The following is a 23,425-nucleotide window of genomic DNA, read 5'->3' on the forward strand; positions in this document are numbered from 1 at the left end:
TTGAAGAAATCTTGTAAATTTGCATCCGCATTAAGCGACATAGTTTAATGAATTGCGAAAGTAGCTCAGGGGTAGAGCATCACCTTGCCAAGGTGGGGGTCGCGGGTTCAAATCCCGTCTTTCGCTCTAGATTGTCATCGTTTTTGAACGATGTTTAATTGAAAGCCCACGCTCGGGTGGTGGAATTGGTAGACACGTTGGACTTAAAATCCAATGAACATTAGTTCGTACGGGTTCAAGTCCCGTCCCGAGTACAAAAGCCTCCTCAACAGGAGGCTTTTTTTATTGGTAATTCATTAACAAAAAATCAATACAATTTTGGTTATTTTTGCAGCCTAGAATTAAAAACTCCCCTACATAATAGCTCTATTTTTTCGTATATTAGAAAATTGACATCATTATGCTCTTTAAATTTTTTAAAAGATCAAAATCTAACGATAACGGTCTTCAACATAATATTTTGTTTGCGCCAAATTACCTTGTAAAAACAAAGGCTCACAAAAATAGGACTGAGTACACGATGGGCGGGCACTCCATAATTAATATTGAGCACGAAGACGGCAAAAACATAGGTTTGTATTTTGATGTTACCCGAACTCAGAATGCAAATAAATTAAGTATTACAGATGATGAATCTTTACATCTGGGATTTCAAAATATTGCAAATACTAATTATCTCACATTAGGCACAAGAAAAAACTTAGCTCAATCTAAAGCTGGTGATAAACTCACTCTCAAATTTAAAGATGGTAATTCTATAACTCTACCCTTAGAATCTTGTTCGGGTATAGCAAAAGAAAAGAAAGGCTATGCTTGTAATCTTCGAACTAAAATTTCAGATGACGTATTACTCCTTTTCACTACTAAACTTGTAGAATCTTACTTATTTGAATTTCAAAATTCAGAAAAACCTGTAAATAAATCTTTCGAAGCAGATTCAAGACGAAAATTTAGAGAAGCAGCCCAATCGTTCTTATTTGTTCTTCAGAAGCACTATTAATAGGCTGTGAAATTCTATAAATTTTGCTGTGTAGATTTTGTAATGATTCTGTAAATTATGCATCAAAAACTATACGATGCTAAAAAAACTGATTTTATTACCTCTCCTATGTATTTTACTTTACAGTTGTAAGTCTCAAAAGCTCCCCAGCAAAGCTTCCGCAGAGATTGAGACTAAAGACAAAAAAGATTCTAAACTTAAACCTTATGACAAGGTTATCACTAAAGGCGCATTAAGTGATCCTGGCCTTTTCACTACGCATACTGTTGATGAAAAACTTTATTTTGAAATACCAGACAGCTTATTAGGCAAAGACATGCTTTTAGTTAGTCGTATTGCAAAAGTACCTTCTGGTTTTGGGGGTGGTTATGTTAATGCAGGGTCTAAGGTAAATGAGCAGGTGGTACGCTGGTCTAAACGTGGCAACTATATTGACTTAAAGGTAATTAGTTTTGAAAATCAAAGCGATGAGAACAGCCCGATCTCAAAGTCTGTAGAAGCAAATAATTTCTTCCCTATTCTTTTTAGTACTGCAATAGCCTCAAAAAGTAAAGATTCAACTAATATAATTATTGAAGTAACAGATTTATTTACAAAAGACATAGATGCCATAAATGGAGTTTCTTCAAGACTGCGCAAAGAGTATAAGATTAAAAAGCTAGACGGAAGCAGATCATATATCGAGTCTGCTGCTGCTTTTCCTAAAAATGTTGAAATAAAACATGTAATGACTTATGACGCAGAAGAGCCGCCAGAGCGCGATCAAGCCGGCACTCTCACGTTACTGATGAATCAATCTATGGTTCTTCTTCCAGACGACAAAATGCAGCCGCGACTTGCAGATGATCGTGTAGGCTGGTTTACATCTAAGAAATACAATTACGATTCTGAACAGTTAAAAGCAGATGATTATAAAATTATTCGTCGCTGGAAATTAGTACCTAAAGATATCGAAGCTTACAAAAGAGGTGAACTGGTAGAACCCGTAAAACCCATCATATATTATTTAGATCCCGCTACTCCTTTAAAATGGCGACCTTATTTTAAACAAGGTATTGAAGACTGGAACAAAGCCTTTGAAGTTGCCGGTTTCAAAAATGCAATTATCGCTAAAGACCCCCCTTCAAAAGAAGAAGACCCCGAATTTAGCCCAGAAGATGTACGCTATTCTGTAATTCGCTACGTGGCAAGCACAACTCGTAACGCCGTAGGACCTTCTGTATCTGACCCTAGAACGGGTGAGATTATAGAGAGCGATGTAATCTGGTATCACAACCATCTACGCTCTTACCGTAATCGCTTTATGATTGAAGCAGGAGCTCAAAACCCGGCAGCACGCACTCTAGAAACTCCCGAAGCAGAAATAGGAGAAATGATGCGCATGGTGATTGCTCACGAAGTAGGGCACGCTTTAGGCTTACCTCATAATATGAAAGCAAGTTCTGCGTATCCTACAGATTCGCTACGGGTAGCATCTTTTACCCAGAAATATGGCCTCACCCCTTCTATTATGGATTATGCGCGTGTAAACTATGTAGCGCAGCCCGGAGATGATGGTGTACGCTATATACGCATGATGGGCCCGTACGATTTATATGCAATTAACTGGGGATACAGATACCTGCCAGAGGCAAACAGCGCTCTAGAAGAGAAACCTACTTTAGATAAATGGATTCTTGAAAAAGCAGGAAACCCGTGGTATGAATTTGGAAGCGCTAACGGTACAGACCCGCACTCCCAGACTGAAAGCTTGGGAGATGATAACATTAAAGCAAGTAGCTATGGTTTAGCAAATTTAAAAAAGGTTGTCCCTAATTTAATAGACTGGACTACAAAAGAAGGCTATGGATACGATGATTTAAACGAAGTGTACGGAGAATTAGCACGCTTATGGAGAGGCTATATTAATCACGTGGTGACAAACGTAGGCGGTGTTTATGAGACTATAAAAACCTCTAATCAAGAAGGTGTAGTATATCAACCCGTTTCTAAAGAAATTCAAAAAGAGGCGGTAAACTTTTTAAATGATAAAGCATTCACAACACCAGACTGGTTATTAAATAAGGATATTTTAGATCGCATTGAAGCAGAAGGAGCCATTGATCAGATTAAAAGCATACAAATTTATGCACTCAGCAATTTACTTTCTAGTAAGCGTCTGGGCAGAATGATTGAAGTTGAGCAGAAAAACGGCATAACTGCATATTCGGTGGTTACTTTAATGAACGACTTGAGAAAAGGTATTTTTAAGGAATTGTATCAAGGGAAAGAAACTGATGCCTACCGCAGAAATATACAGCGTAAATATGTAGAAATTGCTACCTCTTACTTAAACGAACTTGACAACGATAACCAAGAGGTTCTAATATCAGATGTGATACCACTTATGCGCGGAGAACTTACGCAGCTACGCTCAGATTTAAATTCACGTAAAAACAACTCCAGAGATACGTTGACCAGGTATCATTATGCAGATTTAATTGCGCGTATAGATGCCAGTTTTAGGGTAGATTAACCAAGCTACCTATTTTATACATCTAACGCTTCTCCTAAATAGGAGGAGCGTTATTTTTTTAACAGAAAACTTCTTAAACACTGTGTTAATTTGACTTAAAAGCGGTTAAAAGCTGTTAATTCTAAAAATCGAGTATTTTTTAGCTATACATTGAAATGTGTTTTAGGATTTTCTCAGACACACTAACATAAAAAAAATACTATGAGTTATACAGATGAAATGGGCAAAAAGCTCAACGAATTATTAGAGAAAAATTATGATGCTGAAGCGGGGTATAAAAACGCTGCTGAGAAAGTTCAGAATTCAGCATTGAAGAATTATTTACTAAGTCGCGCACAAGACCGCTATGATTTTGGACATGAACTAAAATCTGAATTAAGTAGCCTTGGTCAGGAGCCAGATAAAGGAACGAGTCTTGCAGGAGACGCACACCGCTTATGGATGGATTTAAAAACAGCACTTACATCAGATAAGGATGAAGCTGTTTTGGAAGAAGCTATTAGAGGAGAAAAGACTGCACTAGAAGAATATAATGAGATTATAAAAAATGGTGAGTTACCATTATCTACTACAAACATTATTGCAAAACAACGCGATAGTGTTCAAAATGCCCTCGTAGAAGCAAAAACTCTTGAAACCTTAGCATAGGTTTTTAATAAGTTATAGATCTGTTTAAGTACTAGATTTAAATAGTGTTAAATACTTGATTATTAAGTTAAACACTCTTAATAAATTTGTTTTAGGCTACTCTAATTTTTAACTTATACCAGACGTCAACGAGACACGTTCAACTATACAAAAAAACGTTTCGATAATTTAAAGATGTAAGAAGATGAAGTTCACAGAAAAAATTTCGAATAAATTAAATGAATTATTAACCAAAAATTATGATGCTGAAGCAGGTTACAAGTTAGCTTCAGACCATACCGAAAATGGCACTTTAAAAGACTATTTCAATCGCAAAGCAAAAGAGCGCTATGACTTTGGTCATCATATAAAAAATGAGATTAAGGCATATGGCGAGACTCCTGATAAAGGTACAAGCCTAGCTGGGGATGCGCACCGAGCATGGATGAATATAAAATCTACGGTAACTAGTAATAGTGAAGAAGCACTTTTAAAAGAGACCATACGCGGTGAAAACAATGCCATTGAAGAATATAAAACTATTCTAAATGAACCGCATTTGCCACCTACAACAGAAGCAATACTAAAAAATCAATTGAGTACAATAGAAAGCACTCTAAAAGAGGTAAAAGCTTTTGAAATAATGGCATAAAACCTGTTTATTTGAATTAGCCAAATACAATAAATAAACATTATAACACCCATCAATAGTGAACTATTGATGGGTGTTGTTTTTTTAAGTTATACACGTTAATAACTCCTCAAAAGTTAACTTTTTAAAGCCTCTCTTTTTCTTTAATTTTAAACCTTTACGCATTTAGATTTTCGGTCTTAAGACACAAGGCTTTGTAAAATTTAACTAGTTTTTTTCTCAAACTTTTATAAAAACTAGAGCTATTAAAAGATTCAATTCTCGATTATCGAGTTACCCAATGAGAACCAGATGTACCTAATATTTGATACTGAAACAACCGGCTTACCCAAAAACTGGAACGCTCCCATAACAGATTCTGACAACTGGCCCAGAGCCATACAAATCGCGTGGCAACTTCATGACGACATGGGTAACTGCCTTGAGCACGAAGATTATCTAATACGACCAGATGGTTTTGATATTCCTTTTGATGCAGAGCGTATTCACGGTATTTCTACAGAATTGGCTCAACGAGATGGTTTACCATTAGGCGAAGTTCTAGGGAAATTTAAAGCCACTTTAGATAAAACTAAATTTGTTGTAGGTCAAAATGTAGGTTTTGATTTAAACATTATGGGTGCAGAATTTCATCGTCTTGATGTTACAAATCAATTACAAGAACTCCCGGTTTTAGACACCTGTACCGAAAGAACAGCACAACTATGTCAAATTCCCGGAGGTCGTGGCGGAAAATTTAAACTCCCTACTCTTACCGAATTACATCAATATTTATTTAACAAGCCATTTTCTGAAGCACATAATGCCACCGCCGATGTAGAAGCAACCACACGTTGCTTTTTTGAACTGGTACGCCGTCGCATTTTTACTCAGGAAGAATTAGATGTACCGGCAGGATATTTTGAAAACTTTTCAGAAGCTAATCCGCAGCCGATTCAATTTATTGGACTTAAGCATATAAATCTCAAAAAAGCTTCCGAAGAAATTCGCAAGACGCTACAAAAGGTAGATCAGGCAGATATTTCCAGAGAAGAAATCAAGGAAAATAAGGCCCAACTTGCCAAGGTAGATTTTGTGCATTTGCACAACCACTCGCAGTTTTCAATCCTTCAATCTACTTCAAGTGTACACGATCTGGTTGCTGCTGCAAAAAAACATCAGATGCCTGCAGTCGCCATCAGCGATATGGGGAATATGATGGGTGCCTTCCATTTTGTGAAGGCGTTAACTGCACACAACAAAGGTGCACTTGCCAAAAATGAAGAGTTGATCGCTGCAGGAGAAGAACCTACAGAAACCATTATCAAACCTATTGTTGGGATCGAACTCAACGTATGTCAGGATCATAAAAATAAAAGTCAGAAAGACAACGGTTATCAGATTGTGTTTATCGCCAAGAATAAAAAGGGCTATCACAACCTCGCAAAAATGGCTTCCCTTGCTTATACAGACGGATTTTACTACGTTCCGCGTATAGACCGGGAGATTGTAGAGCGCTACAAAGAAGACCTTATCGTACTTACCGGAAATTTATATGGCGAAGTACCCAGTAAAGTGCTCAATGTAGGTGAAAAGCAAGCTGAAGAAGCCTTACTCTGGTGGAAAGAAACCTTTGGTGAAGATCTCTATATCGAGATTATGCGTCACGGGCAGGAAGATGAAGACCGCGTTAATCAGACTTTGGTTGAGTTTTCTAAAACTCACGATGTAAAACTAGTCGCTACAAACAACACCTTCTACATTGAGAAAGAAGATGCTTCTGCTCACGATATTTTATTGTGTGTAAAAGATGGTGAGAAAGTTGCCACACCTAAAGGTCGTGGTCGCGGGTATCGTTTTGGACTCGATAATGAAGAATACTACTTCAAGACTGCGGAAGAAATGAAAGCTCTGTTTACAGATCTTCCGGAAGCGATAAGTAACGTGAGTGAGGTGGTAGATAAGATTGAAGCTTTTGTATTAGCGCGCGATGTTTTATTACCTGCATTTACAATCCCCGAAGAATTTATATTTGAAGAAGACAAACTAGATGGCGGCAAGCGTGGTGAAAACAAATACCTGAAGCACATCACATTTGAGGGAGCTAAAAAGCGCTATCCAGATCTGACACCGGAAATTGAAGAGCGACTCAATTTTGAGTTGAGCGTTATTGAAAATACGGGATATCCGGGTTATTTCCTTATTGTAGAAGATTTTATTCGTGAAGCCCGAAACATGGATGTCTCTGTGGGTCCCGGTCGGGGTTCTGCTGCCGGTTCTGCTGTGGCCTACTGTCTGGGAATTACAAACATTGACCCTATTAAATACGATCTGCTTTTTGAGCGCTTCTTAAATCCTGATCGTGTAAGTATGCCTGATATTGATATCGATTTTGATGATGAGGGCCGAAGCCGGGTTATGGATTATGTGATTAATAAATACGGTGCAAATCAGGTGGCGCAGATTATTACCTACGGTACTATGGCTGCAAAGTCATCTATTAGAGATACTGCACGAGTGCTAGACCTTCCGTTAGGTGATGCAGACCGTATTGCAAAGTTAATTCCAAACATGTCTAAGCTTGCCAAGATTTTTGGACAAAGCGAGGCTGATTTAAAGAAAAAATTTAGATCTGATGATCTTATAAAAGTAAACGAACTCTTAAACCTTGCCGAAGGAGATGATCTCGAAGGTCAGACCTTACGAAGAGCCCGTCAGCTCGAAGGTTCGGTGCGTAATACCGGCATTCACGCCTGTGGAGTGATTATTACTCCAGATGACATTACTAATTTTGTACCTGTTTCTACAGCAAAAGATTCAGATTTATACGTTACCCAGTTTGACAACTCGGTAGTTGAAGAAGCCGGGCTTCTAAAAATGGACTTCCTGGGTCTTAAGACCCTTACGCTGATTAAGGATACCGTTAAACTTGTAAAACACAAACACGGCATTGATCTCGATCCAGATAATTTTCCGCTAGATGATGCAAAAACCTATGAACTCTTTCAGCGTGGTGATACGGTAGGAATTTTTCAGTATGAATCACCGGGAATGCAAAAACACATGCAGGCCTTAAAACCTACCGTTTTTGAAGATCTCATTGCCATGAACGCCTTGTACCGTCCTGGGCCAATGGAATATATCCCGAGTTTTATTGCGCGTAAGCACGGTAACGAAGAAATACAATACGATTTGCCTGCAATGCAGGAATACCTTGAAGAAACGTACGGGATAACCGTATATCAAGAGCAAGTGATGCTTTTGTCGCAGAGCCTGGCAGGCTTTAGTAAGGGTGATGCCGATGTCTTGCGTAAAGCGATGGGTAAAAAAATCTTATCGGTACTTGATAAGATGAAACCACAGTTTCTTGAAGGTGGTGAGAAAAACGGACACCCGCGAGAGGTTTTAAATAAAATCTGGAAAGACTGGGAAGCTTTTGCTGCCTACGCTTTTAACAAGTCGCACTCTACTTGCTATGCGTGGATTGCTTACCAGACTGCTTATTGCAAGGCCCACTATCCTGCCGAATATATGGCTGCGGTACTGTCTAACAATATGAACGACATTAAGCAGGTAACCTTCTTTATGGAAGAGTGTAAACGTATGGGACTTGAAGTATTAGGGCCAGACGTGAATGAATCGTTTAGAAAGTTTACTGTAAACGACCGTGGCGCTGTGCGTTTTGGTATGGGAGCTGTAAAAGGCGTTGGGGCTAACGCAGTACAAACCATTGTTGACAATCGTAAAGACGGGCCGTATCGTTCTGTTTTTGACCTTGCAAAACGTATAGATTTGCGGGCTGCTAACAAAAAAGCTTTTGAAAGTCTGGCACTTGCCGGCGGGATGGATAGTTTTACCAGTACCCACCGTGCACAGTATTTTAAAGATGAAGGTGACGGAATTACCTTTCTTGAAAAAGCAGTAAAATACGGAGCTAAATTTCAGGAAAATGAGAATTCGTCACAGGTAAGTTTGTTTGGCGATGCCAGTGAAGTACAAATTCCGGAGCCGGTTGTGCCTCCCTGTGAAGAATGGGGAACGATGGAAAAACTGCGTCGCGAGAAAGAAGTAGTAGGTATTTACATAAGCGGGCACCCGCTAGACGATTTTCAGTTAGAAATGGAAAATTACTGCAACGGTAAAATTAGAGACTTCAATAACCTTGATAACCACCTCAACCGCGAAATCACCATTGGAGGAGTAATTAGCGACGTGCAGCACCGGGTTTCTAAAAACGGAAAAGGCTGGGCGATGTTTACGGTAGAAGATTTTGAAGAGTCGTTTGAGTTTAGGATGTTTGGCGAAGAGTATTTAAAGTTTAGGCATTTTTTAATACCCAACTCATTTGTGCATATGCGTGTTTTTGTACGTGAAGGATGGACAAACCGCGATACCGGTAAAAAAGGAGATCCCAGAATGCAGTTTAATAATTTTATGCAGCTGCAGGATGTGATGGAAACCTTTAGCAAAAAACTTACCATTAACCTCGATTTAAAAGAAGTACAAAGCGGCCGTATTGATGAGCTGCGCGAAACTTTATTTAACCATCGTGGTGATCATAACCTGCATTTTTATGTCTTTGAATCTGATGAAAAAATAGCATTACATATGCCTAGCAGAAAGAAAAAAGTAAACATAAGTAGCGCGTTGTTAAATGAATTGAAGGCACAGCGATTTAGTTTTAAACTTAATTAACAGGCTTTTGCATAATTAGCCTTGCTGTTTGGGCGTTCCCTAACGGTCGCGCTATACACTGCAATCTCCTTGTTGCAAAGGGCAACAAGGAGGATTTACGCTGCTATCCCTAACGCTTTCTCTAATGATGAACTCGTTTTAGCATAACACTAGCAACATAAGCTCCACTGAATTAAACGTGAAGTAAAAACTAAATTTAGTGTGGGGAGATGGCACAGGTAGAATAAGAAACATTGAATAACTTAAATTCGTAAAATGCTGAACTATTATTATTGCGATTCAATCTCTGACTTTCTCAAAAAACCAATTGAGAATATAATTGGGGAGATATCTGTTAATAGTAGAACAGGTCATATAAATACAGAACTATTTGCTTGGGAAGGTCAGATTCAAATATTGAAAAATACTTTACTTGGAAAAATTGGAACTATATACTTTGAATTTTCTATACCTCGTATGGGCAAACGAGTTGACTGTCTCTTAATTATAGAAAATATAGTATTTGTTATTGAATTCAAAGTAGGTGAGAAACAATTTTTAAAACACAATATCGAGCAAGTTTGGGATTATGCTTTAGATCTTAAAAATTTCCACGAACCAAGCCATAAAATGATCTTAATTCCCATTTTAGTTGCAACTAAAGCAGGGAATTCTCCATTTGAAATAATTGCAACGAGTCACGGTGATAATCTTATCAATCCAATAAAAACTAATGCAATAAATTTAAAGTTAAGTCTTGAAAATTCGCTTGACTTCTTTAAAAATGGAAGTCTTATAAATTCCGAAAAATTCATTTCTGGAAGTTATTCTCCTACTCCAACAATTATTGAGGCTGCGGTTTCAATGTATAACAATCACAATGTAGAAGAAATCACAAGAAGCGATGCTGATGCCACCAATCTAAAAGTTACAACCAAATATATTTCCGAAACAATTGATCTTGCCAAGTCTCAAAACAAAAAAATAATCTGTTTTGTAACTGGTGTTCCCGGTGCAGGCAAAACACTTGTTGGGCTAAAAGTCGCCGCTGAACATTTAGATAAGAAAAAAGGAAATTCTAGTGTTTTCTTATCTGGCAACAAACCACTTGTCGATATTCTTCAAGAAGCTCTTACAAGAGATAAAGTTCTTCAGGAAAAAATAAAAGGAAAAAAAATAACAAAAAAGACTGCCAAATAAAGTGTTAAGACGTTCATACAAATTATTCATCATTATAGAGATGAATACTTGAGAGATTCAAAAGCTCCTTATGATCATGTTGCAATTTTTGACGAGGCACAAAGAGCTTGGACGCGCGAACAAACTGTCAAGTTTATGCGAGAAAAGAAAAACCAACCAAACTTTCAATATTCTGAACCCGAATTTTTAATTTCTTGTTTGAATAGGCACAAAGATTGGGCTGTGGTTATTTGCCTAGTTGGTGGTGGTCAAGAAATAAATACTGGAGAAGCTGGCATTACAGAATGGATTGAAGCTATCGAAAATGAATTTCCAGATTGGGAAACTCGAATTTCTCCAAATTTGTATGCAAAGGAATACAATGTCATTGAAGCTATCAAAAAACTAAAACAAAAGAGCACTGTAATTTTTAATGAAGATTTACACCTCTCTGTTTCTATGCGATCCTTTCGAGCTGAATATGTTTCAAAGTTAGTTAAAGAGCTTCTTGATGTTGACGAGAATGCTATAGAAACCTTAAAATTGTTAAACGGGAAATATCCAATTGTGATAACTCGAAACATTGAAACTGCTAAAAATTGGCTTAAAGAAAAAGCGAGAGGATCTGAACGTTATGGAATTGTAGTTTCTTCTCAAGCATATAGACTAAAACCCTTAGCAATGGACGTCAGGTCTCCCATAAATCACGTGAATTGGTTTTTAAACGGAAGAGATGATATCAGATCTTCTTATTTCCTAGAAGATGTTGCCACGGAATTTCAAGTTCAAGGTTTAGAGCTAGATTGGGCTTGTGTTACTTGGGATGGAGACTTAAGATACTCTGAAGAGGGATGGCAGCCCTATTCCTTTAAGGGAAATAAATGGCAAAATATACACAAAGAGGATCGAAAAAGATATCTTCTAAATGCATATCGCGTACTGTTAACTCGTGCTAGGCAAGGAATGGTTATTGTAATTCCTGAGGGAAGTATAGAAGATCATACTCGGAATCCAAAATTCTATAATCCTACTTTTGAATACTTGAGAACTATTGGATTTAAAGTGATTTGACGATAATGGTTTCTTAACTTTTTTAATATAGAATCCATTTAGTATCACACACGCAACATATGCGACTTGAAACGAGTTGAGGGTTACGAAACTATCGTAAACTGCGTAAGGGATAGCAGTATTAAACCCACAGCAAGGCACTAGCGCGGACTTGCAACGTATAGCCCGACCCGAAGGGTTACGCCCAGATCTTAAAATCTCTCTTTACAACACCGTATTATTAGCCCTTTCAGCACAACAAACATATTTTTTACGACCCTAAACTTAATTCAGAGTGACGAAACTATCTTGAAACCCGCGTAAGGGATAGCAGTGAAAAGCCCACAGCGAGGAACGAGTGCGGACTTGCAACGTATAGCCTGACCCGAGGGGTTACGCTCAATAAATTATAAAAAAACTACTTATAAATTCATTTTAGCCTTTCCAATTATTAGAAATTTTAAATTATAAGAAGACACAATAATTACGCAGTAAATAATAAGATTTAAAAAACTTCTAAGTAATTAAGCTAAAACACTAAATTACTAATCAATATAACTGATAAAATCATAGTCAAATCTAATTCGCTGATTGTAAGCTTTAGATAAATAATTGACTAATTTTACATTAATAACCTAAATAAAGAAACAAAATGGCACTAGAAATAACTGACGCAACATTTGACGAAGCTGTACTACAATCTGATAAACCAGTACTTGTAGACTTTTGGGCAGCTTGGTGTGGTCCTTGTAGAATGGTAGGCCCCGTTATTGAAGAAATAAGCAAAGAATATGAAGGCAAAGCCGTAGTAGGTAAAGTTGACGTTGATGCTAACCAAGAATTTGCAGCAAAATATGGCGTGCGTAACATACCTACTGTTTTAATGTTTAAAAACGGAGAGGTCGTAGGTCGCCAGGTAGGTGTTGCCCCTAAAGCTACTTATACTGAAGCTTTAGAAGGTTTACTAAGCGAAGCATAAGAAGACATTTTTAAAATAAAATTCAAAGGTTTGGCTTAGCGTCAGACCTTTTTATTTTTGTCTCAAACTTGTAAACTAATGCTTGTGATACTTCGGTGATTTTACAAGCTATTCTTAAACTTATTGTTTATACTTGTTAAGGAGATTAAAAAAATTGTTCCGAAATTTATATGCTGTTTTAATATAGCGGCATCTGAAATAAAAATTATACAATGGAAAATAAAAAAGGTAAACCACAAGATCTTATTGATGCTAAATTGCTGGAAGAACGTAAAGTTTTTCTTTGGGGACAGGTAGATGACAAGAGTGCAAAGCACGTTGTAGACCGTCTTATGTACTTAGATGCAATAAGCGATAAAGAAATACAATTATATATTAACAGCCCAGGTGGTTATGTGACTGCAGGTTTTTCTATTTACGATACGATTAAATCTATAAAAAGCCCGGTTTCTACAATATGTACCGGTCTTGCTGCCAGTATGGGAAGCATATTACTTTCAGTAGGTGAGAAAGGTCGTCGTTTTATACAACCTCACGCCCGTGTTATGATACATCAACCTAGTGGTGGTGCTCGTGGACAGGCTAGTGATATTGAGATTACTGCTCAGGAAATTCTAAAAACTAAAGAATTGAGCGCAAAAATTCTTGCAGATAACTGCGGTCAGGATTTTGAAAAAGTAATGAAAGATTTTAACCGTGACCACTGGATGGGTGCAGACGAGTCTGTATCATACGGAATCGTTGACGGTGTAATCTAAAAATTTTTAAGTAAGCAGTCTCAATACGCGATCCCAGCTAAAGATTTCATTTTTTAGCTAATCGCTAATTGAGACTGTTTTTTTTATAACTTATCATGGATCTTCAAGCACACCTTAATGCTATTGCCGGTTTTAATAATCTGGAGCTCCTAGCCGGTCAGGTTGTTGAGGGGTTTATTAGCGGTATGCATAAGAGTCCGTTTCACGGCTTTTCTGCAGAGTTTGCAGAGCACAAGGTCTATAATGCCGGCGAAAGTACGAAGCACATTGACTGGAAGCTCTACGCCCGCACAGACAAGCTTTATACAAAACGTTATGAGGAAGAAACAAATCTACGCTGCCATCTTATCTTAGACAACAGCAGTAGCATGCACTACCCTGCATTAACTTCTTCAGATTTAAACAAGCCTAATAAGATTGCCTTTTCGGTATTAGCTGCTGCTGCAATTATGCAGTTAATGAAAAAACAGCGAGATGCGGTAGGTTTAAGTATTTATGCTGAAAATTTTGAGTATTACGCCCCCGAAAAGGGAAGTGAACGTCATCATCATATGTTGCTAGATCAGTTAAATCAAACACTTATAAAGCCAGACAGTGCGGTAAAAACAGATACTTACGCTAATCTTCACTTCATAGCCGAAAAACTGAAGCGCAGATCGCTTGTGTTTTTATTTAGTGATTTTTTTCAAAATGAAATTGAGCAGGAAAAAACCTTTGAAGCGTTACAGCATTTAAAATATAATAAGCACGAGGTGGTACTTTTTCATACGTATGATAGCGCTACAGAATTAAATTTTAATTTTGACAGTACGCCTAAGCGTTTTGAAGATGTGGAAACCGGAAAGCATATTGATGTCTTTTCAGACAACTTAAAAGAAGACTATAAAAAACTGGTAAATGCTTATTTTGAGGCTCTTAAATTACGCTGCGCACAGTATCGCATAAAATATGTGAAGGCAGATATACAAAGAGGCTTTGCTCCTATACTGAGCACATTTCTGGTAGAACGTAAACAGTTTTTATAGTATTTGAAAAAAGTTTCATTTTTTGTTTGCACACTTAAAAAATGGGTGTATATTTGCACCCGCAAGAAAGGAAATGATCACCGCTTCTAATCTTCAAAAGTTCTTAAAATATTTGGTCTGGTAGTTCAGTTGGTTAGAATACATGCCTGTCACGCATGGGGTCGCGGGTTCGAGTCCCGTCCAGACCGCTAAAAGCTCTTCGAAAGAAGGGCTTTTTTTGTTTATAGGAATCCCGTAATGCTAAGGAAGAATAAGCCTTAACAGATTTCTCTTCTATATTTTAATCACCTTCTTCAATTAACACGTGCGGCATTTTGCACACATACCTCAACTTTAGCCTTTTTACAATTTATTATATCTAACAATCTCTAGAAAAGAGAAAACCTGGATTCGCTTCTAAGAACAATACCAGCTTTAAAAATCTTATAAAGAGGGAACAAATTTTAGCAGATTTTTGGCTTTCAACTCACTTGAAAAATCGGAAATTCATTAAAACCAAAATCAATCTAAGCGAATTAAAACAACCAAGTTATGCTACCTAAAAAAATACTGATGATCCTCACTTCTCACGCAGAGTTGTTAAATACTAAGAGTAAAACAGGGTTATGGATAGGAGAATTTACAGATCCTTATTATGAATTTATTGATGCCGGGTATGAGGTCACATTAGCAAGTCCTAAAGGAGGTCATCCCCCTATTGATGAAATGAGTCAACTAACTGAAAATATTACGCAATCAAATAAGCGCTTTAAAAATGATTCTGTTGCTCAAATTGCTTTAAATACTACGTTAAAATTAGAAAGTGTCACTGAAGCTGATTTTGATGCTGTCTTTTACCCCGGTGGCCACGGCCCTATGTTTGATTTAGCTTCAAATGAATTAAGCGCTCAATTAATTTTAGATTTTATAGCAAGCGGAAAACCTGTAGCTTCAGTTTGCCACGGTCCGGCAGCACTCTTAAAAGCTGCAGAAATAAATCCTTCGTTACTAGAAAACAAAAAGATAACTGGCTTTTCAAATACTGAAGAAAAATTAGCATTGCGCTCAAATAATATACCTTATAAATTAGAAGATCGTCTAAAAGAGCTTGGAGCAAAATATAAGAATGCAGCCGTTCCATTTATATCGCACGTAGAAATTGACGGTTTATTAATTACAGGGCAAAATCCTTTATCTGCAGGACCTACTGCAAAGGCTTTACTTAACTTTTGGGGTTCGATATAACCCATATATATATCACAATATTTACAACGGGCATTCAAAATTGAATGCCCGTTTTTATTTGGATAATTTTTTAATATTCATTTACTCTTCAAGATTACTCAATGCTAAATTCATATCTATTCCCGCTTTGAGAACACCCTTAAAGAGGTCTCCCTTTTCTGAAAATCTATTGATTACCGTCTTTATATTAAATTCTTTAATAGATAAACCTGCTTTTACTTCTACCCACTTCAGAGGAGTAGATACAGTAGCTCCCTCCTTTGGCCGCACGCAATAAGGGGATGCAAGGGTTTGCCCTTTTCTGTTTTGTAAATAATCAAGATAAATTTTATCTCCCCGGGTTTTTAATGAACGATCTAGACTGGTGATTTCCGGAAGCATCTCGTTAACGTAAAGACATAGTAGCTTAATAAAGTTACGTACTTCTTCATACGTATATTTTCCACCCATTGGTATATATACATGCAATCCTGTTGATCCTGAAGTTTTACAATATCCGGGGATATCTGCAGACTTCAAAACTTCTTTAACAGCTTGAGCGGTCTCGATAACATCATCAAATGAATTATTTTTTGAAGGGTCAAGATCAATAATACCATAATCTGGATAGTCAAGAGTAGATATTCTAGAATTCCACGGATTGATTTCTATACATCCTAAATTTGCCATGTATATGAGTGCAGCCTCATTTTGACATAGTAAATAGTTTATTTCTTTGTCTACAGATTTTGAATAGATAGCCTTGCTATCTACCCATTCTGGTAAATATTCATTATCCTTTTGATAAAAGCTAGATTCATTAATTCCGTTAGGATGTCTATGAAGGTTTTGTGGCCTGTCAACTAAATAGGGAAGTATATAATTTGAAACCTTTATATAATAATCAATCAAGTCGTATTTTAAAAGTCCTGCTTCTGGCCAATAAACTTTGTTAATATTAGAAATAGGAACCTTCATAGAATCTATATCTAACACAGAATCTGATTCTGTAGTAGTATTCGTTTTTAAACTCTTTGAAGCCCTAGGTTGCGATACCTCATCAACCTTCTTGTCAAAACGTAAACCTTTAAATACAGGATGTCTTAATAAACCAGTTTGTGTTTTCTCCATATACTTTACTTCACAAACTAAATATGGTTTCATCCAGTGTGCTTCTCTTCCCTTTAAAGAAATCTTTTGATTGAAAGGTGTCGAAGAAATTTCATGGATTTTAAATTTTGATAGCAATTCTTTCTTTTGGGCATTAGAGAAACCACTTCCACAGTTACCTGCATAGATTAAATTTTCTTCTATATAATGCCCTAGAATTAGCGAGCCAAAGTGATCACTTTTATTAATTGGGCTGGTATAACCACAAATAAGAAATTCGTCGCTTTCTATATTTTTTATTTTTAGCCACTGTTCAAACCGAAGCCCGGGATAATAATTACTGTCTTTTTTCTTTGCTATTACACCTTCTAGACCACTTTCTATAGCCTGGTTGTAAAACATAGTGCCCATGCCTTCTATATGGTCACAATACACACAATGCTCCAACCCTTCTAATAGCTCTGGCAGAAAACTTTTACGGTCTATTAATGGAAGTTGCTGCATATCATATCCATTGAGATATACAATATCAAAAACATAATACCTTAGAACTCCTTTTGTTTTACCTCGCTCGTAATTCTGTAACTTTTGAAAGTTAGGAAGGCCATCTTCCTCCAGTATTACTAACTCACCGTCAAGAATTACATTTTGAGGGAGAGATTGTAGCTCTTCTTTAATAAGACTGAACTTTTCATTATAAGATTGCCCATTTCTGGATTGAAGAATAACATCACCTTCATTTACATACGATAGTAAGCGGTAACCATCCCACTTGATTTCATAAATCCAATCGGGGTTATTAAAAATTTCTTTGGTAGAAGTCGCCAACATAGGTTTAACCTGTTGGTCGATTTTAATTTCACCTGTTGGGAGAATTGCTTGTTTTTGAGGTAAAGCAAAATCAGGTAGATCTATAGTGTAATTTAATTCGGTTGCATACTCATCCTGTTTTTTTATGAGTAGCCATTGATTATTATTTTTAGGGTCATTAATTCTGACTAAAGCGAAATCACCTTTTATTTTTGTGCCAAAAAAGGTAAGTTTTAAATCTCCCTTTTTAAGTAACTGGTTTGATGTAGATGGGCCGGTATTATTAAATTCAAAATAACCCTTATCCCATATTTTCATTTTTCCTGCGCCATAATTACCTTTAGGTATTACTCCTTCAAAATTTAGGTAGTTCACAGGATGATCTTCAGTTTGAATAGCGAGTCGCTTAACTTTTACATTTAAAGAAGGACCTTTAGGTATAGCCCAGCTTTTAAGTACACCATCTAATTCTAACCTCAGATCAAAATGCAAACGTGAGGCTTTATGAATCTGAATAACAAAACGATTTAGGTTTTCCTCATTAAGAGTACCTGAAGGTTCTGGTGTACTCTCAAAATTTCGTTTATCGTTATACTTTTTGAGACTCATAAAATTAAGACGCCTTTTTCTTCTTACGAGCTTCCAGGCTTGCTTTTAATTGAGCCATAAGATCTTTAGCTTCTGTAGGCTTAACATTTACTTCTTCTACTTTAGTTGTTTTACCTTTTGCTTTGCTATTAATGATTTTCATAAGTTGATCATTATAGACATCTTTATATTTAGATAAATCAAATTCTTCAGAATAGTTTTCAATCAAAGAAACTGCCATATCTACCTCTTTCTTGGTGACTTTTGTTTTAGGTAATTTGAGTTCTGAAGGGTCTCTAATCTCATCATTAAATCGAATTACGTGTAAAACCAAAGCGTCTTTGTAATGACCTATAAGACTAAGGTGCTCCTTCTGTCGCATAACAAATGTCCCCACACCTAACTTATTAGTACGTTTTAGAGCATCTCTAAGCAGGTTATAAGATTTGCTACCTTCCTTTTGAGGCTCTAAGAAATAGGGTTTCTTGAATAAGACATCTGCAACATCGTCTTCTGAAACAAATTCTTCGATATCTATGGTATTACTCTTTTTAAGATTAGCCTTTTCAAAATCTTCCTTTTCTAAAATGACATATTTATCATCTTTCTTAAAACCTTTTACGATATCACCCCAAACTACTTCTTCACCGGTTTTCTCATTAACACGCTTATATCGTATTCTTTGATTATCGTGTTTGTCGAGCATATCTAGATCAAGCTTTCTATCTTCTGAACCTGAAAATAGTTTTACAGGTATAGATACCAGACCAAAGCTTAATGTACCATTCCAAATAGATCTCATAATTTTTATTTTAAAATTACTTATTAAACAAGTGTATTAGAGATAGTTTCAAATTACTTTAACACGGAAACAATAAAGTAATCTGAAGAATTATAAATATTGAATTTATCCTATAAAAAAAGGCAACTACTTCTGTAATTGCCCCTTTAGCTAATTGTTGAGAGAGTTAAGCACCTACGACTTCACCTCCATTAACGTGAATTACCTGACCTGTAATATAACTGCTATCTTCTGAAGCAAGAAATACATAAGCTGGTGCCACCTCGCTGGGTTGACCTGCTCTTCCTAATGGTACATCCTGACCAAAATCTGATACGTCATCAAATGTTGCCGGTATTAATGGTGTCCAGATAGGCCCTGGTGCAACACCATTAACACGTATATTTTTAGACGCCCACATTTTACTTAATGAGCGCGTAAAAGTGGTTATAGCACCCTTTGTACTACTGTAATCTAACAAATGTGAGGAGCCTCTATATGCAGTTACAGAAGTAGAATTAATTATAGAATCGCCACTCTTAAATTGACTTTCTAAAGCTTTTACAAAATAAAAATAGGGATAAATATTAGTTTCAAAAGTTTCTTTTACTTCAGAAATTGTGAGGTTCGCCACACTATCTTTAGGAAACTGAACTGCTGCATTATTAACTAAAATATTAACCTGTTTAAAATGCTTTAAAATATCGTTAGTACACTGATTGCAAAAAGACTCATCTCTAATATCTCCCTCAAAAAGTAAACACTCTTGCCCTTCTTTCTCTACAAGTTCTTTTGTAAACGCGGCATCATTACTTTCAGATTTATAAATTATAGCTACTGAAGCTCCTTCTTTTGCAAAATGTACAGCAACACTTCTACCTATACCACTATCACCGCCAGTAATTAAAGCAACTTTATTTTTAAGTTTATCAGAGCCCTTGTATCCTTCTCTAATTATTTCGGGCTGGGGATTCATCTGACTTTCACTACCTGGTAATTCTTGATTTTGCTCGGGAAATTTCTTTGGCTTATTCATTTCTTTATAATTTTAGTTAGGTTAATTGGTTATTGCCAGCGAGTTAAAATCTATAGATTTTAACTCGCAAATAAACTTATTATGCTTCTCGATAAAGTCATAAAGGACATTTTTGACAAGTTGATTTTTACTTTGTGAATATTCAGCTTTGCAAGATTCTTGAATAGCAATTTCTATTTGATGACAGTTTTTAATAATATCAGAAAACCCAATTTCAGGCATCATCTCTTTAAAATTATCTGGAATAGGTAAAAGTTCGTCTGATAGATTCCCTTTAATTCTGGAATCATCTATTACCTCTTCAATAGATTTTACAAAATCAGCTTTACAGGTATATAGATTTTTAAATAATTTTCTAAGAAAAATATTCTTAGAATTTATCGCTAGATTTTGATACGTATCAAAATACTTTGATGAAATAAATTTTATCCCATAAAGCCGAGAAAGCTCGTTCTGAGTAGAATTTTGACTAGTCATAATAAGGAGATTTTAATTTAATTCCTCATTAGGTAGAAAACCAGCTATTATTGGGTTTGAATAATCGGGATGTATATAATTTACTTTTACCTTATACGTTCCTACAGAACCATCTTTAGAAAAATCCCCATCTTTTATATTAAACCCACCCTCATCTGTATACGATAAACTTAATATAGGAGCTGTTTTTATAATATCTAATTCCTGATTTTCCTTAAAAGAAAATGGGTGACGTTTTTGAAGATCTTCTAACGTCTTTAAAAAATGATTTTCATTGGAGAAGTTCATAATGCGCATATTTTCGTTAGTAATTTTTTAAAATTAAAAACTTAAAATCGCATTTCTACATACGAAAATATAATTATTAAAAATTTAATATAGTTATTTAAACTTTTCTTAATGAAAAATTACCGTTTTTGAACAAAATGTATACTAATTCAGATCTAACTTCTTCTATTACGCTTACGTCTCCACCATACATAAAATAGTATAACAACTATTGGAAGAATAATGAAAACAATTAAATCAAATGGACTCGAGAAATCTATAGGATTGTTATCATCTGGATTTTGAGTACCGTGTGGCAATTGAATGAAGAGTAGGTTGAGCATACTGTTAATTTAGTTTGATTATTTTTTAAATATTTTTAAAAATAATATAAATCAATTGAGTTCAAATGTTCATTAACATTTTCAAAATTTAGAATTCAGAGATTTACTCATAACTATCATAATTAGAAGTTTTGCAAACTTTACCTTTAAAATAGCACGATTATGAAACTAAACAAAATGCAACCGCACGTAACGTGAATTTAAAACGTCAATAAATTATACTAGTGGTTTTCTTTTATGAGAACGTTAGATTTATTACAGTTAAGCTAACAGATTTCTATATACCCGTTGTTTAGAGAATATCTATTTTTAGCATCAACATAAATCTTTAATTTTGATTAAAAAATTAGCAACCCTCTTTTTCCTGTGTATCTCGTTTATCGCAGTTGCTCAGCAAAACGAAATCACGTTAGTATCGTGGAATATCCGAGATTTTGGCAAAACAAAAAACAATGAAGAACTTAATGCGATAGCCGAAATTTTAAGAGACGCAGATATTGTTCCTTTACAAGAAGTGGTTGCAGGCTATGGCGGCGCACAGGCGGTCGCAAAACTCGCAGATATTTTGAACCGAAAAGGTGCTAAGTGGGATTATGTTATTAGCGATCCTACACATAGTCCTAAATATGTAACAGAACGTTATGCGTATCTCTGGAAAACCGCTCAAATCAAAATAAAAAATAGAGGTAACTTAATTAAACAAATAGATGAAGCCGTAGATCGTGAACCCTTTCTCATTGATTTCTACTACAATCGAACACCTTTTACAGTGATTAACTTTCACTCAAGGCCCTTTGATCAAAACCCAGAGCGCGAGATTAAAGCGATATCAAATTACATTCTAGATAAACTTACCGGAACCGTATTTTTAGCCGGTGACTTCAATATGAATGAGCAGGAAGATGTTTTTAATCCTTTAAAGAAAAGTGGATTTATAGCGGCTCTTAAAAATCAAAAAACAACACTCAAAAATCTGTGTAAAGCTTCAGGATATCTTAACTACCCTATTGATAATATTTTCTATTCAGACAATATTCAAGGTGTCAAAACCGGTGTTTTAGATTTTGTGAAATCGTGTGCTAACTTAGAGAAGGCACGTAATCTTTCAGATCATTTGCCGGTATTTATTCAATTTAAATTTAAAAACCAGTAGTTTTTTCAGACTTAGAAAATCTGTTTTACAGATTTAGATAATTCCTTTTCTAATAAGTTTAGCCACTAATTCGGTAGTATTTTTAACGCTAAACTCTACAAAAAGTCTGCTCACCCTTTTATCTATAGAACTTTCAGAATTAGGCTTGAGATTTTGTTGCATCAACTGCTCTCTAATTTCACGTTTACTATAACCTTCTGCTAGGCTTTTTAAAACAATTAAATCGAGTTCTTCGAGCTGAAAAAAATTAGAATCTGTATTTAAATTTATTTGTGGGGATGTGTACTTTTTATTTTCATTTACATCCTGCACAGCCATCACGAGTTCGTTTAAGCTTTGTCTACCCTTGCACACATATCCATCAATAGTTAATTGATCAAAAAGCGCCTGTACTTTAGACGGATTATCTTCCATAGAATTGACAATAATCTTAATGTCAGGTTGTATTTTACGTACAGCAGCGATAAGTTCTTCCCCAGAATTAAGCTTTTGTTTAAGATGACTTTCTTTAAAAGATAAATCTGTCACAAGAAGCTCAAATGGGTCATTTTCGGTTAATGCAACGCTAATCCTATTGTAAGCTTTATCACAATATAATTCTTCAAACAAATACGGCACCCCCAGTTTTTCTTTTAAAGTATCAACGATACTTTTATTATCACCTTGAAAATCTTCGGCAATTAGAACTTTTTTGAACATAATACAGAACTTTTATTTTAGTATATAGATCAAGGCTTCAAAGCCTTTTCCTGTTTCTGTGTCAAAACTAATAGTTCCTCTAATGGTTTTTATACGCTTTTCTGTATTACGCAGTGCATTTTTTAAAATTAATGCTTCTTTTGAGGCTCCTACTCCATGATCTTTATAATCAATCCTAGAAAATTTGATGTTTCAGAAAATTTTACCGTTGCTAATTTTGCCTCGCTGTATTTTTTCTGTAGATACTTTTCGGTTTGCTAAAGAACTGGTTTTATCCTGTGCCTCATTAAAATAAAAATATACACTATCTTGAATAGTCTGCTACAAATAATCGCGCTTGTTATCTTTTCCACAAGAGTGTAAAAATCCACAGAAAATAGGAGTAATGCTTTTTTCAATAGTAGAGTTTAAAGCTAAACTATTAACCTGCATCATCATCTTCTGGTCTTGGATATGTAACTTTCCCATCATCTCCAATCATTTTCATTCACTATCTAATAAAAACCATCTAACAAAAAG

General features: G+C 35.7%; 17 protein-coding genes, 3 tRNA genes and 1 pseudogene. 14 read left to right on the forward strand and 7 right to left on the reverse strand.

What is annotated here, in order from left to right; genetic code table 11:
* Positions 1 to 54: 54 nt before the first annotated feature.
* From ACIGAM_RS01125 to ACIGAM_RS01185, 13 genes and pseudogenes are all read left to right on the forward strand, one after another.
* Positions 55 to 126: transfer RNA gene (locus tag ACIGAM_RS01125), tRNA-Gly, on the forward strand.
* Between the two features lie 44 nt (positions 127 to 170).
* A tRNA-Leu gene (locus tag ACIGAM_RS01130) sits at positions 171 to 254 on the forward strand.
* Between the two features lie 146 nt (positions 255 to 400).
* Positions 401 to 1,000 carry a hypothetical protein gene (locus tag ACIGAM_RS01135; protein ID WP_396509636.1) on the forward strand — a complete coding sequence of 200 codons (600 nt, stop codon included), beginning with the start codon at positions 401 to 403 and terminating at the stop codon, positions 998 to 1,000.
* A gap of 76 nt (positions 1,001 to 1,076) precedes the next feature.
* Positions 1,077 to 3,515 carry a zinc-dependent metalloprotease gene (locus ACIGAM_RS01140; RefSeq protein ID WP_396509637.1) on the forward strand — a complete coding sequence of 813 codons (2,439 nt, stop codon included), beginning with the start codon at positions 1,077 to 1,079 and terminating at the stop codon, positions 3,513 to 3,515.
* 201 nt (positions 3,516 to 3,716) lie between these two features.
* Positions 3,717 to 4,163: a PA2169 family four-helix-bundle protein gene (locus ACIGAM_RS01145; protein ID WP_396509638.1), complete on the forward strand. Its 447-nt coding sequence runs from the start codon at positions 3,717 to 3,719 to the stop codon at positions 4,161 to 4,163.
* Positions 4,164 to 4,347: 184 nt separating this feature from the next.
* Positions 4,348 to 4,794 carry a PA2169 family four-helix-bundle protein gene (locus tag ACIGAM_RS01150; RefSeq protein WP_396509639.1) on the forward strand — a complete coding sequence of 149 codons (447 nt, stop codon included), beginning with the start codon at positions 4,348 to 4,350 and terminating at the stop codon, positions 4,792 to 4,794.
* Positions 4,795 to 5,085: 291 nt separating this feature from the next.
* Complete coding sequence (gene dnaE, locus ACIGAM_RS01155; RefSeq protein WP_396509640.1) at positions 5,086 to 9,468, forward strand: DNA polymerase III subunit alpha; 4,383 nt, start codon at positions 5,086 to 5,088, stop codon at positions 9,466 to 9,468.
* 843 nt (positions 9,469 to 10,311) lie between these two features.
* A pseudogene (locus tag ACIGAM_RS01160) lies at positions 10,312 to 11,697 on the forward strand (DUF2075 domain-containing protein).
* 631 nt (positions 11,698 to 12,328) lie between these two features.
* Positions 12,329 to 12,655, forward strand: a complete 327-nt coding sequence (gene trxA / locus ACIGAM_RS01165) for a thioredoxin (RefSeq protein ID WP_028376699.1) — start codon at positions 12,329 to 12,331, stop codon at positions 12,653 to 12,655.
* Between the two features lie 212 nt (positions 12,656 to 12,867).
* On the forward strand, positions 12,868 to 13,413 hold the full coding sequence (locus ACIGAM_RS01170) for a ClpP family protease (protein ID WP_396509641.1): 546 nt from the start codon (positions 12,868 to 12,870) through the stop codon (positions 13,411 to 13,413).
* A gap of 95 nt (positions 13,414 to 13,508) precedes the next feature.
* Positions 13,509 to 14,438 carry a DUF58 domain-containing protein gene (locus ACIGAM_RS01175; RefSeq protein WP_396509642.1) on the forward strand — a complete coding sequence of 310 codons (930 nt, stop codon included), beginning with the start codon at positions 13,509 to 13,511 and terminating at the stop codon, positions 14,436 to 14,438.
* Positions 14,439 to 14,552: 114 nt separating this feature from the next.
* Positions 14,553 to 14,626: transfer RNA gene (locus ACIGAM_RS01180), tRNA-Asp, on the forward strand.
* A 364-nt stretch (positions 14,627 to 14,990) separates the two neighbouring features.
* The gene (locus ACIGAM_RS01185; RefSeq protein ID WP_396509643.1) at positions 14,991 to 15,662 is read left to right on the forward strand and encodes a type 1 glutamine amidotransferase domain-containing protein; all 672 of its coding nucleotides are present in this window, start codon (positions 14,991 to 14,993) and stop codon (positions 15,660 to 15,662) included.
* Positions 15,663 to 15,743: 81 nt separating this feature from the next.
* On the opposite strand, the gene ligD is transcribed toward ACIGAM_RS01185, so the two are convergent.
* The 6 genes from ligD to ACIGAM_RS01215 form a co-directional block, all read right to left on the reverse strand.
* The gene (ligD, locus tag ACIGAM_RS01190; RefSeq protein ID WP_396509644.1) at positions 15,744 to 18,170 is read right to left on the reverse strand and encodes a DNA ligase D; all 2,427 of its coding nucleotides are present in this window, start codon (positions 18,168 to 18,170) and stop codon (positions 15,744 to 15,746) included.
* Between the two features lie 4 nt (positions 18,171 to 18,174).
* The gene (locus tag ACIGAM_RS01195; protein WP_396509645.1) at positions 18,175 to 18,951 is read right to left on the reverse strand and encodes a Ku protein; all 777 of its coding nucleotides are present in this window, start codon (positions 18,949 to 18,951) and stop codon (positions 18,175 to 18,177) included.
* Positions 18,952 to 19,117: 166 nt separating this feature from the next.
* Complete coding sequence (locus ACIGAM_RS01200) at positions 19,118 to 19,966, reverse strand: SDR family oxidoreductase (RefSeq protein WP_396509646.1); 849 nt, start codon at positions 19,964 to 19,966, stop codon at positions 19,118 to 19,120.
* A 21-nt stretch (positions 19,967 to 19,987) separates the two neighbouring features.
* On the reverse strand, positions 19,988 to 20,443 hold the full coding sequence (locus ACIGAM_RS01205; RefSeq protein ID WP_396509647.1) for a hypothetical protein: 456 nt from the start codon (positions 20,441 to 20,443) through the stop codon (positions 19,988 to 19,990).
* A gap of 12 nt (positions 20,444 to 20,455) precedes the next feature.
* A complete protein-coding gene (locus tag ACIGAM_RS01210; RefSeq protein ID WP_396509648.1) occupies positions 20,456 to 20,731 on the reverse strand; it encodes a hypothetical protein in 276 nt (91 codons plus the stop codon).
* Positions 20,732 to 20,886: 155 nt separating this feature from the next.
* Positions 20,887 to 21,054, reverse strand: coding sequence for an adenylosuccinate synthetase (locus tag ACIGAM_RS01215; protein ID WP_396509649.1), 168 nt, complete (start codon positions 21,052 to 21,054; stop codon positions 20,887 to 20,889).
* 334 nt (positions 21,055 to 21,388) lie between these two features.
* Between ACIGAM_RS01215 and ACIGAM_RS01220 the strand changes: the two genes are divergently transcribed.
* Positions 21,389 to 22,207, forward strand: coding sequence for an endonuclease/exonuclease/phosphatase family protein (locus tag ACIGAM_RS01220; protein WP_396509650.1), 819 nt, complete (start codon positions 21,389 to 21,391; stop codon positions 22,205 to 22,207).
* Positions 22,208 to 22,240: 33 nt separating this feature from the next.
* Here ACIGAM_RS01220 and ACIGAM_RS01225 read toward each other — a convergent pair whose 3' ends face one another.
* Positions 22,241 to 22,906, reverse strand: coding sequence for a DNA-binding response regulator (locus ACIGAM_RS01225; RefSeq protein WP_396509651.1), 666 nt, complete (start codon positions 22,904 to 22,906; stop codon positions 22,241 to 22,243).
* Positions 22,907 to 23,425 lie beyond the last annotated feature (519 nt).

It is taken from the genome of Leeuwenhoekiella sp. NPDC079379 (assembly GCF_044542075.1).
Lineage (GTDB): Bacteria > Bacteroidota > Bacteroidia > Flavobacteriales > Flavobacteriaceae > Leeuwenhoekiella.